Annotated in this window: 11 protein-coding genes; 5 read left to right on the top strand and 6 right to left on the bottom strand. The window is 70.4% G+C overall.

Going from position 1 to position 16638, the window contains the following annotated elements:
• Positions 1–3: 3 nt before the first annotated feature.
• Genes ACQP2X_RS15805 through ACQP2X_RS15815 form a run of 3 tightly spaced genes read left to right on the top strand, consistent with a single transcriptional unit; the run spans position 4 to position 6387 of the window.
• The gene (locus ACQP2X_RS15805) at positions 4–2214 is read left to right on the top strand and encodes a glycosyl hydrolase family 95 catalytic domain-containing protein (protein WP_498697653.1); all 2211 of its coding nucleotides are present in this window, start codon (positions 4–6) and stop codon (positions 2212–2214) included.
• Entirely contained in the window at positions 2211–4904 is a 2694-nt protein-coding gene (locus tag ACQP2X_RS15810) for a glycoside hydrolase family 2 TIM barrel-domain containing protein (protein ID WP_498697656.1), read from the top strand. The genes ACQP2X_RS15805 and ACQP2X_RS15810 overlap by 4 nt, the downstream gene beginning before the upstream one ends.
• 4 nt (positions 4905–4908) lie before the next feature.
• The gene (locus ACQP2X_RS15815; RefSeq protein WP_498697658.1) at positions 4909–6387 is read left to right on the top strand and encodes a right-handed parallel beta-helix repeat-containing protein; all 1479 of its coding nucleotides are present in this window, start codon (positions 4909–4911) and stop codon (positions 6385–6387) included.
• Here ACQP2X_RS15815 and ACQP2X_RS15820 read toward each other — a convergent pair.
• Complete coding sequence (locus tag ACQP2X_RS15820; RefSeq protein ID WP_498697661.1) at positions 6380–7366, bottom strand: TerC/Alx family metal homeostasis membrane protein; 987 nt, start codon at positions 7364–7366, stop codon at positions 6380–6382. The two genes, ACQP2X_RS15815 and ACQP2X_RS15820, sit on opposite strands and share 8 nt — an antisense overlap.
• Positions 7367–7704: 338 nt before the next feature.
• Entirely contained in the window at positions 7705–10644 is a 2940-nt protein-coding gene (locus tag ACQP2X_RS15825; protein ID WP_498697662.1) for a 3-keto-alpha-glucoside-1,2-lyase-like domain-containing protein, read from the bottom strand.
• Positions 10645–10956: 312 nt separating this feature from the next.
• Here ACQP2X_RS15825 and ACQP2X_RS15830 point away from each other — a divergent pair, with 312 nt between their 5' ends.
• Entirely contained in the window at positions 10957–12960 is a 2004-nt protein-coding gene (locus tag ACQP2X_RS15830) for a galactose oxidase-like domain-containing protein (protein ID WP_498697663.1), read from the top strand.
• 3 nt (positions 12961–12963) lie between these two features.
• Positions 12964–13128 carry a hypothetical protein gene (locus ACQP2X_RS15835; RefSeq protein WP_498697664.1) on the top strand — a complete coding sequence of 55 codons (165 nt, stop codon included), beginning with the start codon at positions 12964–12966 and terminating at the stop codon, positions 13126–13128.
• A 31-nt stretch (positions 13129–13159) separates the two neighbouring features.
• On the opposite strand, the gene ACQP2X_RS15840 is transcribed toward ACQP2X_RS15835, so the two are convergent.
• The 4 genes from ACQP2X_RS15840 to ACQP2X_RS15855 are packed head-to-tail and all read right to left on the bottom strand — an operon-like array spanning position 13160 to position 16593.
• Positions 13160–14278: a M20 family metallopeptidase gene (locus ACQP2X_RS15840; protein WP_498697666.1), complete on the bottom strand. Its 1119-nt coding sequence runs from the start codon at positions 14276–14278 to the stop codon at positions 13160–13162.
• Positions 14271–14933 (bottom strand): DUF1028 domain-containing protein, encoded by a 663-nt coding sequence (locus ACQP2X_RS15845; protein WP_498697668.1) that lies wholly within the window; start codon positions 14931–14933, stop codon positions 14271–14273. Before ACQP2X_RS15845 ends, ACQP2X_RS15840 begins: the two co-directional genes overlap by 8 nt.
• The gene (locus ACQP2X_RS15850) at positions 14930–15361 is read right to left on the bottom strand and encodes a RidA family protein (RefSeq protein WP_498697669.1); all 432 of its coding nucleotides are present in this window, start codon (positions 15359–15361) and stop codon (positions 14930–14932) included. Before ACQP2X_RS15850 ends, ACQP2X_RS15845 begins: the two co-directional genes overlap by 4 nt.
• Positions 15358–16593 (bottom strand): flavin-containing monooxygenase, encoded by a 1236-nt coding sequence (locus ACQP2X_RS15855; protein WP_498697671.1) that lies wholly within the window; start codon positions 16591–16593, stop codon positions 15358–15360. Before ACQP2X_RS15855 ends, ACQP2X_RS15850 begins: the two co-directional genes overlap by 4 nt.
• Positions 16594–16638 lie beyond the last annotated feature (45 nt).

Below are 16638 nucleotides of genomic sequence, written 5' to 3' on the forward strand. Positions count from 1 at the left end.
CCGATGCCGGAGAAGGCCACCCTCGAACCCGAGCGGCTGCTCTGGTCGGCCACACCGGCCGCCGAGTGGCTGGAGGCCTACCCGCTGGGTGATGGCCGCCTGGGTGCCATGGTCTACGGCACCCCGGGCCGGGAGCACCTGCAGATCAACGACGGTACGGCCTGGTCGGGCAGCCCGGCCAACGAACCGGCCAACAGCCACATCGACCCGGACCGGGCCGCGTCGGCTCTGGAAGCCGCCCGCGCGGCTCTCGACCGGGGCGAACCGGCCGAGGCCGAACGGCACCTCAAGCACCTTCAGGGCGGCTGGTCACAGGCCTACCTGCCCTTCGCCGACCTGTACGTCACCGTGACGCCGGCCGGAAACGGGGAGGGCGCCGAGGCGTACCGCCGGGAACTCGATCTTCTGACGGCGACGCACCGGGTGAGCTATCGGCTCGGTGGGGTCGAGCTGGTCTGGGAGTGTTTCGTCTCGCACGCCGACGGTGTGCTCGTGCTGACGCTGGACGCGGGCGACGCCGTCGACGTCGAATGGGCGCTCGACTCCCCGCTGATGGTGCTGGGCCGCGGCGGCGATTGGCTCACGGTGCGGATGCCCAGTGACATGCCGCCGCCGCACGAGCCCGATCGGGAGCCGGTCTGGGGTGAGGCGGCGCTGCGCGGGGCCGTGGTGCTGCGGGCGGTGCACGACGGCCGGGCACGAGCCGGCGGGGCGCAGGGGATCCGGCGGCTGCAGCTGGTGCTGGCGACCGCGACGACCTTCGCCGGCATCGGCCGGCGGCCGGAGGGCGATGCGGCGTCGGCGAAGGCGAAGGCCGAGGACCGGGTGTCCCGGGCCGGCGACAGGGCGCGGCACGTGGCGGCGTACGCCAAGCGTTTCGGCCGCACCACGCTGGCGGTGGAGCAGAAGACGGCGGCCCTGCTCTTCCAGTACGGCCGCTATCTGGCCCTCTGCTCGTCCGCTCCGGGCGGGCTGCCCTCGACGCTGCAAGGCCTGTGGAACAACGAGATGCGGCCGCCGTGGAGCTCCAACTACACCGTCAACGTCAACACCCAGATGAACTACTGGGCGGCGCGGACGGCCGATCTCGACGACTGCCTGGACCCGGTGGTGGATCTGCTGGAAGCGCTGGCCGACAGGGGCCGCGCCACCGCCCGCGACCTCTACCGGGCGCGCGGCTGGGTGACGCACCACAACACCGACGCGTGGGCCTTCACGTCGCCGGTCGGCCGGGGCCAGGCCGACCCGTCGTGGGCGTTCTGGCCGATGGGCGGGGTGTGGCTGTGCTGGCTGCTGCGGGACGAACCCCGCGCCTGGCCGGTGCTGCGCGGCGCCGCCGAGTTCTGCCTCGACTGGCTGGTGCCCAACCCGGACGGCACCCTGGGCACCTCGCCCTCCACGTCGCCCGAGAACCACTACCTGAGCGCCGACGGGCGGCCGGTGGCGGCCGGCCGGTCGTCCACGATGGATCTGGCGCTGATCGCCGGGCTGTTCGACATGGTCGTCGCGCGCGGCGACGAGGGGGACCCGCTCGTGGCCGAGGTGATCGCGGCACGGAAGCGGATGCCGGCCCCGGCGGTCGGCGCCGACGGGCTGATCTCCGAGTGGCTCGGCGATCCACCGCAGGCCGAGCCCGGTCACCGGCATGTCAGTCACCTGGTCTGCGCCTATCCCGGTGACACCCCGGACGATCCCGCGATCCGGGCGGCGGTGTCCCGCAGCCTGGACGCGCGGGGTGACGAGTCCACCGGCTGGTCCCTCGCCTGGAAACTGGCCCTGCGGGCAAGGCTCCGCCAGCCGGAGAACGTGTCACGGCTGCTCGACCTGGTGCTGCGGCCGGCGCCGGCCGAGCGCACGGGTGAGCGCGGCGGTCTCTATCCGAACCTGTTCTCGGCGCACCCGCCGTTCCAGATCGACGGCAACCTCGGCTACGTCGCCGCGGTGGCCGAGATGCTCGTGCAGAGCCACGCCGGGGTCATCGACCTGCTGCCGGCCGTGCCCGCGCAGTGGCCGCGGGGGCGGGTGACCGGGCTGGTCGCACGGCCCGGTGTCGCGGTCGATCTGGCCTGGGAAACGGCCGACGGCCGGGTCCGGCCCACCGAGGTGAGCTTGCAAGCGAGGAACAAGGCCGGCCCCGCGACCGTCATCGTCGCCGTGGACGGCGTACAAACGAAGGTGGACCTGTCCTCCGGTGAGCGTGTGAGGTTGCTATGACCGCTGCGTACGAGACCATCGCGCCACCCACCGGCGCGGCGCCCCCGCGGGCCCGGGTGGCCACCGACGCCGGTGTCCTGTCGCTCGACGGGCTCTGGCGGTTCGCGTGGTCGCCGACGGCGGAGACCGGGAAGCGGCCGGGCGATCCGGGGGAGGACTGGGACGAGATCCCGGTTCCCGGGCATTGGCAGCTTTACGGGTACGGCTCACCGGCGTACACCAATGTGCGTTATCCCTTTCCCATCGACCCGCCCCGGGTGCCCGAGGCGAATCCGACCGGCGAATACCGGCGGATCGTGCACCGGCCGGAGGACTGGGACGGCGGGCGCGTGCTGCTGCGCTTCGACGGTGTCGACTCGTGGTTCGAGGTGTGGCTGAACGGCGTCTCCATCGGGAGCTCCTCGGGCAGCCGGCTGACCGTCGAGTTCGACGTGACCGAGGCGCTGACCGGTGGCGACGACGTTCTCGCGGTGCGGGTGCACCAGTGGAGCTTCGGCAGCTACGTCGAGGATCAGGACCAGTGGTGGCTGTCCGGCATCTTCCGGTCGGTGGCGCTGCTGCATCGGCCCGAGGGAGGCATCGACGATGTCCGGGTCGTCGCCGGCTACGACCACATCGAGGGCAGCGGCACGCTGACGGTCGAGGCGACGAGCACCCGGCCCGTGCGGTGGGAGCTGTCCTCGCCCCTGGCCGACGTTCAGCCCTGGTCGGCCGAGGATCCGCAGCTGTACCAGCTCGTGGTGAGCACCGGCGCCGAGACCGTCACGCTCGACGTCGGCTTCCGGACCGTGAGCGTCGAGGGTGGCCGCCTGTTGCTCAACGGCGCGCCGCTGGTGTTCCGCGGCGTCAACCGGCACGACTTCGACCCGCACTGCGGCCGGGCGGTGTCGCGCGAGGTGATGGAGCGCGACGTCGCGCTGATGAAACAGCACCACATCAACGCCGTACGCACGAGCCACTACCCGCCCGACCCGTACTTCCTCCAGCTGTGCGACCGGCACGGCCTCTACGTGATCGACGAGTGCGACATCGAGACGCACGGCTTCTCGCTGGTCGACTGGCGCGGCAACCCGTCCGACGACCCGGCCTGGACCGATGTCTACCTCGACCGGATGCGGCGCATGGTGGAGCGCGACAAAAACGCGACCAGCGTGGTCATGTGGTCGCTCGGCAACGAGGCGGGCTGGGGCCGCAACCTGGCCGCCAACGCCCGCTGGACGGCCGAGCGCGACCCGGGCCGTCCCGTGCACTACGAGCAGGACGCCGAGTGCGAGAGCGTCGACGTCTACAGCCGGATGTACCCGGGCTACGACGAGCTGGAGGCGATCGGCCGGGGCGAGGAGCCGGCCCTGGCGGACCCCGGCCGGGACCGGCGCCGCCGCGGCCTGCCGATGATCATGTGCGAGTACGGCCACGCGATGGGCAACGGGCCGGGCGGCCTGGCCGACTACGAGGCCGTCATCGACGCCCATCCGCGGCTGGCCGGCGGCTTCATCTGGGAGTGGATCGACCACGGCCTCGGCGAGGAGGGTCTGTACGGCGGCGACTTCGGTGAGACCGTGCACGACGGCTCCTTCGTCATCGACGGGCTCGTCCTGCCCGACCGGACGCCGTCGCCCGGCCTGGCCGAGTTCGCGGCGGTGATCGCTCCCGTGCGCCTGCGGATCGACGGCGACGACCTCGTCGTGGAGAACCGGTGGAGTTTCACCACCACCGACAAGGTGACCTTCAACTGGACGGCCGAGGCCGACGACATGGTCGTCGACGAGGGTGTGCTCGACGTGCCGGCCGTCGCCCCGCTCTCCTCCGAGCGGATCGCGCTGCCGGAGGGCGCCGACCTGACCGTCACGGCGACCGTCGACGGCGGTCCCGTGTCCTTCGTCCAGCGCCGGGCCACGGCCAAGGCGCCCGCCGCCACCGGGCCGTTGCGCCCCGGACGGCCGGCGAAGCTGGGCCCGTTCCCGATCGTGGCGCTCACCCTGGACGCCTGGCGGGCGCCGACCGAGAACGACCGGTTCTCGCTGGAGGAGCGGTGGCGCGCGGCCGGGCTGCACCAGCTCGTCGAGCGGACCGTGGAGGAGGGGGAGGACGAGACGTGGTGGCGCCGCCGGGTCCACTACGGCGCACCCGGACTGGACAGCGGTTTCGAGGTGGAATATCGGTGGGCCGCCCTGGGTGAGGCGTGGCGGCTCGAGGTGGACATCGACCGGCGCGGCGAGTGGCGGCTGCCCCTGCCGCGGCTCGGGGTGGCACTGGCTCTGCGGACGGCCGAGCCGGGCTCGGCCTGGATCGACTGGCTCGGCCTGGGCCCCGGCGAGAGCTATCCCGACTCCCGCGCCGCCGTGCGGCACGGGCAGTACGGCATGACGGTCCGGGAGTTCCAGACGCCGTACGTGGTGCCGCAGGAAAACGGCAACCGCTCGGCGGTGAGCCGGTTGACACTGTCCAATCCCGACGGTGGGGTGAGCATCGCCGGCGATCAGCCGTTCGAGCTGGCCGTACGCCCGTGGCCGACCCGCCGGCTCGAAGAGGCCCGGCACGCGTCCGACCTGGTCGAGGGCGATCTGCTCTGGGTCCACCTGGCGGCCGGCGTGACCGGTCTGGGCTCGGCCAGCTGCGGACCGGCCGTGCGCTCGGCCGCGGAGTACCGGGCCGCCCGGGCCCGCCTGGCCTTCACCTTCACGGGCTGACCGGGTGGAGGACATCCAGGCGGCGGTGCGGGCGGCGGCCGCGACCCCGGGGCCGGTGACGGTGCGGATCCCGCCGGGGGAGCACCACCTGTGGCCGCGGGAGGAGAACCGGCGGGAGCTGTACGTCTCCAACACCGTCGGCGCCGACCCGCGCTATCGCACCAAGACGGTCGGCCTGCTCGTCGAGGGGGCCGACGACCTCGTCATCGCGGGGGAGGGCGCGCGGATCGTCCTGCACGGCCTCCAGACGACGTTCGCCGTCCTCGACTCGAGGCGCGTCCGCGTGGAGGGCCTCGAGTTCGACTTCGCGGTGCCGACCGTCGTCGACGCCACGGTGATCGAGGCCGGCCCCGGCCACCGGGTGATCCAGGTTCCCGCGGTCACCCCCTTCACCATCGTCGGCACCTCCGTGCACTGGCACGGCGAGCGCACTCCGGCCGGTGGCTACACCTGGTGGGGCCGGGACGGGCTCGACTACACCCAGATCTTCGACCCCTCCGCCGGTCGCACCTGGCGCGGTCCCAACCCGCTGTTCGAGGGCGTCCGGGCCATGCGCCGGGTGGGACCACGAGAGATTCGGATCGAGTACGTCCATGACATGCACCCTTCAGACGCGGGGCTGGTCTACGCGATGCGCCGGACCACGCGTGACCACCCCGGCGCCCTGATCGACGGCAGCGCCGACGTCACCCTCTCCGGGCTGCGCTTCCGCTATCTGCACAGCTTCGGGGTGGTCGCGCAGAACAGCTCCGGCCTCACGGTCGAGGACTGCGAGTTCCGCACCCCGCCCGGCGCGGGGCGGCACACGGCCGGCTTCGCCGACTTCCTCCAGGTCTCCGGCTGCTGGGGCCGCGTCGCCGTGCGGGGCTGCCAATTCGACGGCTCGCACGACGACCCGATCAACGTCCACGGCACCTATCTGCGCGTCGCCGCCCAGCCGCGACCGGACACCCTGCTCCTCCAGTTCGCCCATCCGGAGACCGCGGGCCTGCCCCTGTTCGCGCCCGGCGACGAGGTCGAGATCGTCGACCGGGAGACCCTGCGGCCGCTGGCCGGAGCCCGCGTACGGCACGTGCTCCAGCCCAGCGGCCGCGACCACGACGGGCCGCTCACCAGCATCCTGCTGACGGCCGACGGGCCGCTTCCCGACGGCCTCGCGGGCGTCGCGGCGGTGGAGAACACCACCCGTACCCCCGAGGTCGAGATCGTGCGGAACGTCTTCCGGAACACGCCGACCCGGGCCGTGCTCGTCACCACCCGGCGCCCGGCGCTCATCGAGGGAAACCGGTTCGAGCGCACCGGAATGGCCGCCATCTACGTGTCCGGCGACGCGCAGGAATGGTGGGAGTCCGGCCCGGTTCGCGACCTCACGATCCGGGGCAACGAATTCGTCGAGCCCGGCGGTCCGGCCGTGCTCTTCGACCCGCGCCCCGGCGAGCCGGTGCACAGCGGGGTGGTCATCGAGGACAACGTGGCTATCTGACGAGCTCCTTCTCGGCCACGGCGGCGGCGTCGCGGCGGTTCGCCACGAGGCTGGTGATGGTGACCGTGATCAGGGTGAGGGCGATGAAGCCGAGCGAGGCCAGGGTCGGCACCTCGGGCAGGGACGTCCAGATGCCGTGCGCCCAGTGCAGCACCAGCTTCACGCCGATGAAGGCCAAAATGATGGCCAGGCCGTAGTCGAGGTGGCGCAGCTTGTCGAGGACGTTGCGGAGCACGAAGTACAGCGCCCGCAGGCCCATCAGGGCGAACGCGTTGGTGGCGAAGACCAGATAGGGGTCCTCGGTCACGCCGTACACGGCCGGCACCGAGTCGACGGCGAACACGATGTCGGTCATGAACACCGCGACCACGACCACGGCGAGCGGGGTCAGGGCGCGGCGGCCGCCCTCGCGCACGACCATCTTGGCCCCGCGGTAGTCCTTGGTGACCGGGAAGAACCGGCGCATCAGCCGCACGCTGCGCATCTGGTCGATGTCGATCTGATGTTCGTCACCGCGCGCCGCGTCCCGCATCACCTTCACCGCGGTCAGCAGCAGCACCGCCCCGAACAGCAGGAACGCCCACGTGCCGGCCTGAAGCACGGCCGCGCCGGCCGCGATGAAGACGCCACGCAGCACCAGGGCGCCGACGATGCCGTACAGCAGCACCCGCTGAGCCAGCGCCGGCGGCACCGCGAAGGCACCGAGCAGCAGCATGAAGACGAACAGGTTGTCGACCGACAGGGATTTCTCGACGACGAAACCGGTGTAGAACTCGATGGCCGGCCGGCTGCCGTACACCCACCACAGGACCAGGCCGAACACGGCCGGCAGGGTCAGGTAGAAGACCGACCAGCCGACCGCCTCGCGCATCGGCACGTCATGCGGCCGTCGGGTGACGAAGAAATCGGCCGCGAGCAGCGCGAGCAGCACCAGAATGCTGATCGCCCACAGCTGGGGCGACGCGATGGATTCGAGCATCGGGGAAACCTCCTCGGACATGAGTCATCGTCCGAGGTCTCCCTCACCCGTGACGGCACGGGCGAACGTACGGGGACGTACCGGGACGTCCGTGATGACCGCAGCGCTCTGAGCGAGGTACTCCCCTCGCCGCGCACCATAGCGTACGAATCTGGGAACCCGAACCGGCTTGACGATCCGGGTTCGCCGCCGCATGGTGATGAGAGGCCCGTTTTCCCAGGTCAGCCGATCCCTGAGGAGGTCGCCGTGCTGATCGACATCCTGTTGGGGGTGCTGCTGGTCGCGAGCGCTCTCATCTCCATGCTGGCGCTGTCAGGCTCCGGCTACCGCCATCACCGTCACTGAGGCTCGATCCAGACGTTGCGGTACTGGACCTTGTTCCCGTGGTCCTGCAACCGGATCGAGCCGGTGGCCGGGCCCTCGGGGATGTTGCCTCCGGTGCCGTTCGGGATCTCCACGTTGGTGTGCACCGTCTTGCCGTTCCAGACGAGCGTCACCCGGGCGTTCTCCGTCTTGGCGCCGGAGGCGTCGTAGCGGGCGGCCCGGAACGTGATGTCGTACTTCTGCCACGTCTCGGGGGCGGTCGCCATGTTCACGTCCGGCGCCTTGACGGTGTAGATCGCGCCGGCCTCGTTGTTGTCGAGCGTCGTGTCGCCGTACGAGTCGAGGATCTGAATCTCGTAACGCTCCTGCTGGTAGACGCCGCTGTTGCCGCGGTTCTGCCCGGTCACGTCCGGCGGGAGCAGCGGCACCTTGAACTCGACGTGCAGCTTGTAGTCGCCGAAGGCCTCCTTGGTGCGCAGGTCTCCGCAGCAGACCTCGGTCGCGCCGCCTTGCACAGCGGGCCACTGCGGGCGCCGCCCGTCGGTGTGCTGCCAGTTGTCCAGGCCCTTGCCGTCGAACAGGACGATGCGCTTGCCGGGCTCGCGCACGCTGATCAGGTCGAGGTTGACGTGCCCGGTGTCGAGCGCGTCCACCCGGTACTGGATCTTGTTGACGCCCTTGTTCAGCCTCAGCGTCTCGACGGCGGTCGCCCACTCGTCCCAGGTGACCGTGGACGGCAGCGAGATCTGCTTCACCTTGCGGTCGTTGACGTGCACGCTGATCGTCTTGGTGCCGCTGAACGGGTTGGGGCCGTTGGAGTAGCGCAGCCCGACCGCGTAGTCGCCGGACTTGCCGACCGTGACGTGGGTGGTGGTCGAGGCGTTCAGGTTGCCGAAGCCGGCCACGAAGCCGACGCCGGAGTAGCCGCGGTGGTCGGTCGCGAGCGACGCGCTGCCCTCGCGGTTGCCTTCCTCGGCCTCGTAGAAGACCTCCTGCTGCTGCGGACCCGGCTTCTCGTTCATCGTGTACCAGGCCTCGGTGCTCCACAGTGTCTCACCGTCGCGGGCCGCGAACGGGCGCGGGGAGCGCAGGTGCACGACGCGGTCGCGGCGCAGGCCCTCGACGGTGAGCGTGACCGTCCTGCGGTCGCCCGAGACCTTGGCCCCGGTCACCTTCAGGGTCTCCTTGTCGACCTCCGGCCCGCCGTACTGCGGCGTCGGGACGTACCGCCACTGCTCGATGCCGTACGCCTTCGGCAGGTTCGCGATCGTCTCGTCCGACAGCGGCTTGGTGTACTCGATGGCGAACCCGGTCGGCGTCGCCTTCAGCGTCTTCATGTCGAAGACGTTCTTGCCGTTCGGCGTCAGCTTCTGCAAGCCGAACCGGAGCTTGCCCTCCTGGCCCCAGTTACCGTCGGCGCCGAGCCCACCCACGTAGAGCGAGCCGTCCGGGCCGAGCGACACCCGGTTGACGCCGGCCTCGAGACCCTGCGTGTGGCGGAAGACCGCGCCCTGCTCCTGGCCGTTCACCTTCTCCAGATAGGCCCGCTGCAAGCCGCCGTACGTGACGTCGCCGATCACGAACTGTCCCTTGAACGGCCCGGATTTGAGCAGCACCGGCGTGCTCGGCGAGTTGGCGATCTGGTTCTGCGGCAGCCACAGCACGGGACGGGTCACGGGCTGGGCGTCGTACGGCCCGTCGGGGTTGGTGTAGTGGTTGTAGAACGCGCCCTTCTCGATCTTCACGAGCTTGGACGAGGGCAGCCAGCCACCCTGGTTGTCGGTGACGTAGATGCTGCCGTCGTCGCCCCAGCCGATGCCGTTCGGGGTGCGCAGGCCGCCGGCGACCGTCGTGACCTGACCGGTCTTGCGGTTGACGACGATGCTCGTGCCGCGCCCGCCGACCGGCTGCGGGTCGGTGGTGGCGCCGCCCAGGTTGATGGAGACCGACAGGTTCAGGTGGAAGTTGCCGTCCTTGTACAGCAACCCGAACGCGAACTCGTGGAAGTTGCCGCCGAACGGCCACACCGCCACCGTGCGCCGCGCGTCGAGCACCTGGTCGCCGTTCGTGTCGCGCAGCTCGGTCAGCTCGTGCTTCTGCGACACGTAGACCAGGCCGTCGACCACCGCGATGCCCATGGGCTCCTTGAGGCCTTCGGCGATTTTCTTGTACGTCACCGGGCCCGCCCCGGTCGCGCCGGAGACCAGATAGACCTCGCCAGCCACCTTGTCCGAGCCGCCCCAGGTCGAGATGACCATCTTGCCGTCCGGCCGCCAGGCGATGCCCGTCACCTGCGGCTCGAAGCCCGGCGGGCGCAGGTCGGTCAGGTCGTATCCGGGGTTCACGGCGGTCAGCGGCAGCCCGTCGCCCGGCGTGTCGGCGCCCGAGGTGCACTCCTTGCGGCCGGGCGCGGTCACCCGCACCACGCCCGCGTCGGTGCTGAGCGCGCTGGTCGGCACCACCGCGAAGTCGGTGGCGCCCGGCGCCTTCCACGACAGGGTGAGCCGCTGCCCGCCCTCGCGGTCGAAGTGCTCGACGCGGATCGGGTAGACGCCGGCGGTCAGCTCGATCGTGCCCTCGCCGGGCGGTTCGACGTCGTGCAGGCCGTCGTGGTCGATCAGCAGGGTGTCGCCGATGAACAGCTTCGAGCCGTCGTCGCTGACGAGCCGGAACGCGTACTGCCCGGTGGCCGGCACCGTGAGGTTGGCCAGCGCGTGGGTGACGAAGTTGTCGGTGAGGCCGAACTGATCGGTCGTCGACCAGTCCACCGTGGGCATCAGCTTGTCCACATTGGGGGTCTGGCCCGGCTTGAGCTCACAGACCCGGCTCATGGCCGTGCCGATGTCGTACGTCCGGAGCGTGACCCCGGGCTCTTGCGGCGGATCGGCGGCGGCATAGGCCGGCGCCGCGGCGAAAGTTCCAACTAGCAGGGCACCCACGAGCAGTCGTTTCATCGGCGCTCCCCGGTTACAGCCGTGATTCAGGATGGTGAATATCGTGGGCGACTTTCGCCGGGGCGTCCATAGCTTTCGACAAACCTGCCCGAACTTTCCTCGTACGCGTCAAAAGTGCCCCCTCGGATGATCGGCGGGTGCCGGATAGCCGGACGGGCTGTGCGATGCAACCAAATCTCGGGGGTTGAGACATTGAAGAACGTATTAACGCGGGGTTAAGGTGAGCCCTCTCTTGCGGGGGAAGGGGCTGTCATGAGGAGCCGTTTCGCTGTTTTCTCCGTCTTGGTCCTGTTGGGTACATTCATATTTCACGTGACACCTGCTTCTGGACACGTCGACTTCTATGTGCACGCCCACGACGATTCGCGGGAACATATGGCCGAGGATCTGGCCGGAACGCCGATGAGTGTCATCGAGCGGCAGACCGCCGAAAATGCGGCCCGCATCCAGCGGTCGACCGGGGTGCGGCCCGGAACGGCGACCAGAAAGGCGAACGTCGCCGCCGACCCCGGACTGTCCGGATCGTGGAGCGCGGTGCTCGAGACGGCCGTCGTGCCGGTGTTCACGGCCGTGCTGCCGAACGGAAAGTTGCTGGTCTGGGACTCGGTCGGGGACAACTCGAGCGAGTCGTACCCCGACCACAGCTTCACCCGCGCGATGGTCTGGAACCCGGCCGACAACACGTACAAACGAGTTGATCTGCAGGGCTCGAACATCTTCTGCGCCGGTTTCGCCCATCTCGCGAACGGCAATATCCTCGTCGCCGGCGGAAATGCGAACGCGCAGTTGGACGGCACCGTGCACACCTATGTCTTCGACTGGCAGAACGAAACGTGGACCCGCGGCAATGACATGGCCGGTGCGCGGTGGTACCCGTCACTGGCCGAGACGGCCAACGGCGAACACGTCATCGTCGGAGGTGGCCCCACGGTCAGCGAGGTCTATCAGGCGAACGGCACCATTCGCGCCCTTTCCGGATTCACCAAGTACAGTTCCCGGCTCTACCCGTTCATGGGTTCCCGCCCCGACACGCAACTCGGGATCATCGGCCCCTACACGACGGGCTGGACGGTCAACACGGCCGGCATCGGCATCATCACGGCCACCGGCAACCGCGACGGCATGTTCCGCGACTACGCGAGCTTCGCGACGTACGACGTCGGCAAGACCGTGGTCGTCGGCGGCGGCAACATGACCGAGGGCGGCACGCCCAACGTCCCCACCAGGACGGCGGTGGTGATGAGCACCGGCACCACCATGTTCCCGACGACCACAGCGACCGGTTCTCTGTCGACCGGCCGCCGCCAGCTGAACGCCACCTTGCTCGCCGACGGCTCGGTCCTGGCCACAGGTGGCATGACGAGCGCCGCGACCAACCTGAACGTCGACCTGCCCAACGCGATCACCACGGCCGAGCGCTGGGACCCGGCGACCGGCCAGTGGACGGTGCTGGCCGCCGCGAGCCGCATCCGCCAGTACCATTCGACGGCCGCCCTGCTCCCCGACGGCCGCGTCATGACGGGCGGCGGCGGCGTCTGCGGAGCCTGCATGGCCGCCGGATATCTCGAGAAGAACATCGAATACTTCACGCCGCCCTACCTCTACAAGAAAGACGGCTCCGGCGAGCTGGCATCACGCCCAGCCATCTCGGCCGCGCCGGCCACCGTGGGCATCGGCGCCACGTTCGCGGTCACCACCCCGCAGGCGGCCACCATCCGCAAGGTGGGCCTGGTCGGCCTGGGCGACGTGACCCACAGCGTGGACCAGGGCCAGCGCTACATCCCGTTGAAATACACGGTTTCCGGCACGACCTTGACGGTCACCGGCCCGCCGAACGGCGGCGTGGCCCCACCCGGCTACTACATGCTGTTCATCGTCGACGCCAACGGCGTCCCGTCGGTGGCGAAGATGGTCCAGGTGGCCAAGGGCCCCACCCCGTTGATGAGCCAGGTGAAGAACGACACGGGCCGCTGCCTCGACCTCCCGGGATCATCGTTGACCCTGAAGACGTACATGCAGACCTACACCTGCAACGGCACCAGGGCGCAGGCGATGACCCGCCTCCCGAACGACAGGTCCCTGAGGGTCCTGGGCAACTGCCTCGACGTCCCCGGCCAGAATTTCGTGACGGGCCAGCGCATCTTCATCTACACCTGCAACGGCACCCCGGCCCAGACATGGCAGTTCGGCACCGACAAGACCATCCGCCTGGTCGCCAAGACCACCCTGTGCCTGTCCGCCGCCTCATCGGCCGAGCGAGCCCAGATCCAGATAGTCACCTGCACCGGAGCCGCCCTACAGAAATGGACGTGGTAGCCCATGGAGAGCAGTAGCGGGGAGCCGCCGCTGGTCGCGCTGGTCTCGGAGGGGCGGGCGGTGGCTCCGGTGAGCACAGGTCCCGTTCCGCTTCCTCCGAAGCTCGCCGACGGCGACGTGGACGCGGCGGCGGTCCTGGAATCCATGCGCGAGGAGGAGCGCTGCTGATCTGCCTACTGCAATGTGTAGCGCCAGCGTGTCACTTTGCAGTGTCGAGGGCGGTCCAGGCCAGGGCCGTGGCCGCGTCGAGCAGGGCCTTCTCGGCGTCGGGGCCTATGCAGGCGGCGGCGAACTCGGGCTGGTGATTGAGGGCCGGCAGGGAAGTGACGCCCACGTACGGGTGGATGGCCGGGACCAGCTGGGAGACGTTGCCCATGTCGGTGGAGGCCCGGTTCATCTGGCGGGCGGGGGACGTCGTGTCGAAGACGCGGCCCAAAGCGGTGGCGTTCCGGCGGTAAGAAGCCAGGGCCGGCTCGAACGTGCGGAACTCCGCGTACGGCTTGCTCTCCGGGGTGATGTCCAGGGTGGCGCCGGTGGCCAGGGCGCCCGCCTCGAAGCAGCGCCAGACCTTCTCCTCGGTCTCGGCCAGTTCGGCCAGGGTGGAAGCGCGGACGTACCACCGGCCCTCGGTTTTGGCGGGGATGGCGTTGGGGGCCTCGCCGCCGTTCGTCATGATGCCGTGGACGCGGACCGACTGGGGGAGTTGCTGGCGCAGCAGGCCGATCGCCACCTGGGCGATGGTGAAAGCGTCGGCCGCGTTGACGCCCTGTTCGGGATAGGCGGCGGCGTGTGCGGCCCTGCCCTGGAACGCCACGTGGGAGTGGGACACGGCGAACGGCTCGGCCTCGGCCACGTCGACCGGGGCCGGATGGGCCATCATCGCCAGGTCCAGGCCGGCGAAGGCGCCCCGTTCGAGCAGCTCGATCTTGCCGCCGCCGCCCTCCTCGGCGGGGGTGCCGTAGACCTCGATGGTCAGGCCGTGGTCGTCGGCCAGCGGGGCCAGGGCCAGGGCGGCGCCGACCGTGATGGCCGAGATGAGGTTGTGGCCGCACGCGTGACCCAGTCCGGGCAGGGCGTCGTATTCGGCGCACAGACCCAGGCGGAACGGGCCGCTGCCGTACGTCGCCCGGAACGCCGTCTCCAAGCCCAGGTAGGCGGGGGTGACGGTGAAACCGCGCTCCGCCAGCGGGGCCGGCACCCAGCGGGCCGCCCGATGCTCCTCCCAGGCGGTCTCCGGGGTGGCGTGCAGGCGCTCCGACAGGTCGATCAGGGTGGGGGCCAGGGACGCGACGGTGGCGGCCGCTGCCTGCTTACTCATCGCCCGGCACTCCGTAGGACGGGGCGGCGGTCGGGTCGAGGCCGCGCGTCACGTAGTCGTCGCGCTGCGGGAGCCACAGGTCGAGCAGGGCGGCCAGGTCGTCGATCGGAGAGTCGGACCAGTCGACCCGCAGGTCCGTCTCGCGCCACTCCACGTTTCGTACGACCGCGAGCCCGGCCGAATGCAGCGGCCCGGCCTCGCCTCCGGCCGCGAGGCCGGCCCGCAGCCCGGCCAGGAGGCGCACTTCCAAGTCGCCCGAGGAAGCGGTGAAGCCTTCGACGACCGCGTCGATGACGTCGGTGCCGGCGAGCATGTTGCCCGCGGCGACCACGCCGGGAGCGACACGGTGATGATGCACGCCGAGCGTCCCGGTGCCCGAGTGCGCCGCGCCCTCGCCGTCGAGCGTGAGGACCGTGAGCTGCCGATATTCGATCAGCTCGTGCCGGCTCACCACATCGTCCATGGCATTACGGGCTCCGGACGGCAGAGCGTCCAGCAGCGCGGCGCCCAGGCGCGGATCGGTCACGTTCTGCGACGCGGCGCCGCCGACGCCGGGGCGCAGGTGGACGCACCGCGCGGCCACGGCCGGGCTCGACGACGTGACGGCCATGCCGACCGCGCCGGTGCCGTCCGTGGCCAGGATCGAGAACGTCATGACGGGATGACCGCGATCGCGTCGACCTCGACCAGCCACTCGGGACGGGCCAGGCCGGAGACGACCAGGCCGGTCGAGATCGGGTGTACGCCCTTGGTCCAGCGGCCGATCGTGCGGTACACCGTCTCGCGGTAGCGCGGATCGACGATGTAGATGGTCAGCTTGACCAGGTGCTCCATCGTCGCGCCGGCCTCCTCGAGCAGCATGGCGATGTTGGCCATCGCCTGCTCGGTCTGTGCCTCCACGTCGCCCACGCCGACCGACTCGCTCGTGTCGAGGTTCTGGCCGATCTGGCCGCGCACGTAGACCGTGTTCCCGGCCACGACGGCCTGGCACAGGTCGTTGTCGAGCTGCTGTTCCGGGTAGGTGTCGCGGGTGTTGAAGGGGCGGATCCGCGTGTGCCCGCCGGCGACGATGGGAGGGTTCACTGTGCAGTCTCCGAGTAGGCGAGGTAACCGCGCTGGGTCACGATGTGGTCGGCCACGTGCCGGGCGTCGTGCCAGACGCCCCAGATGAAGCTGGAGCCGCGCCGCGACAGCCACGGCAGGCCGAGGAAGTAGACGCCGGGCTCCGACGAGACGCCCCGCCGGTGCCGTGGCTTGCCGTTCTCGTCCAGGGCGCCGACCTGGAGCCAGCCGTAGTCGGCGGCGTAGCCGGTCGCCCACACGATGGCGGCGACCCCGCTCAGATCCAGCTCGTCCACTGTGGCCTCCGGGGCCGGCCCCAGGATCCGGGCCTCCGGCTCTTCGGGCAGATCGAGACCATTGCGTACGACGTACGCGTCGGCCTCGTCCAGAAGCGCCAGATAGTTGGCGTCGCCGTTGGCGATGTTCCGCTCCAGGTCGTCCGCGAAAGTCAAGGTCCCTTCGGCGTACGACTGCGTCATTCCCACGAGGGTGATGCCGCTCGCGGCGAGCTCGCGGAAATCGACGGTGTGCCCGCCCCGGGCCCCGCTCACCGCGATGGTGACGTGCTCGGCGCCCTGCGGCGGCGTTTCGGCGTCCCACTTCTGGAGCACGCCGAGCCACCAGCAGAAGTCACGGCCGCGGTAGCCGCGCGGCGGCCGGTCGTGCGGCCCGACCGAGAGGTGGACGGTCCGGCCCGCGCGGCGCAGCTCGTCGGCGATCTGCACGCCGGACGAGCCGGCGCCGACCACGAGCACGGGGCCCTCGGGCAGCTGGGCCGGGTTGCGGTAGGCGTTCGAGTGGATCTGCACCGGAACCGCGCCCTCGGGAACGATCGGCGGGATCACCGGCCGCTGGAACGGCCCGGTGGCGGCGACGACGTACCGCGCGTCGATGGGGCCGTTGGACGTCTCGACGCGGAAACCCGGGCGGCCTTCGTGGCGGCGTACGGAAAGAACCTCGACGTTGGTCCTGATCGGGGCGTTGATCTTCTCCGCGTAGGCGGTGAAGTAGTCGGCCACCTGGTCCTTGCCGGCGAAACCGTCGGGTGGGACGTCGGCGAACTCGAGGCCGGGGAAGCGATCGTGCCAGGCCGGGCCGTTGGCCACCAGCGAGTCCCACCGCTCCGAACGCCAGCGCTCGGCGATGCGGTGCCGCTCGAGGACGAGATGCGGCACGCCGCGGTCGCCCAGGTGCTCGCTGATCGCCACGCCGGCCTGCCCCGCCCCGACGACGAGGACTTCTACCTCTTGCATCCGACCTCCCCATTTCGTGCTGCGGAAATCGTCGCCCGCGTGGTT

The sequence above is a fragment of the Actinoplanes sp. CA-131856 genome, from assembly GCF_050956135.1.
Taxonomy (GTDB): Bacteria; Actinomycetota; Actinomycetes; order Mycobacteriales; family Micromonosporaceae; genus Actinoplanes.

Bases quoted from the DNA above. Each gene is read 5' to 3' on its own strand.
- ACQP2X_RS15805 (WP_498697653.1), top strand. From the start codon at position 4: ATGCCGGAGAAGGCCACCCTCGAACCCGAGCGGCTGCTCTGGTCGGCC.
- ACQP2X_RS15835 (WP_498697664.1), top strand. From the start codon at position 12,964: ATGGAGAGCAGTAGCGGGGAGCCGCCGCTGGTCGCGCTGGTCTCGGAG.
- ACQP2X_RS15810 (WP_498697656.1), top strand. From the start codon at position 2,211: ATGACCGCTGCGTACGAGACCATCGCGCCACCCACCGGCGCGGCGCCC.
- ACQP2X_RS15820 (WP_498697661.1), bottom strand. From the start codon at position 7,366: ATGCTCGAATCCATCGCGTCGCCCCAGCTGTGGGCGATCAGCATTCTG.
- ACQP2X_RS15825 (WP_498697662.1), bottom strand. From the start codon at position 10,644: ATGAAACGACTGCTCGTGGGTGCCCTGCTAGTTGGAACTTTCGCCGCG.
- ACQP2X_RS15845 (WP_498697668.1), bottom strand. From the start codon at position 14,933: ATGACGTTCTCGATCCTGGCCACGGACGGCACCGGCGCGGTCGGCATG.
- ACQP2X_RS15840 (WP_498697666.1), bottom strand. From the start codon at position 14,278: ATGAGTAAGCAGGCAGCGGCCGCCACCGTCGCGTCCCTGGCCCCCACC.
- ACQP2X_RS15855 (WP_498697671.1), bottom strand. From the start codon at position 16,593: ATGCAAGAGGTAGAAGTCCTCGTCGTCGGGGCGGGGCAGGCCGGCGTG.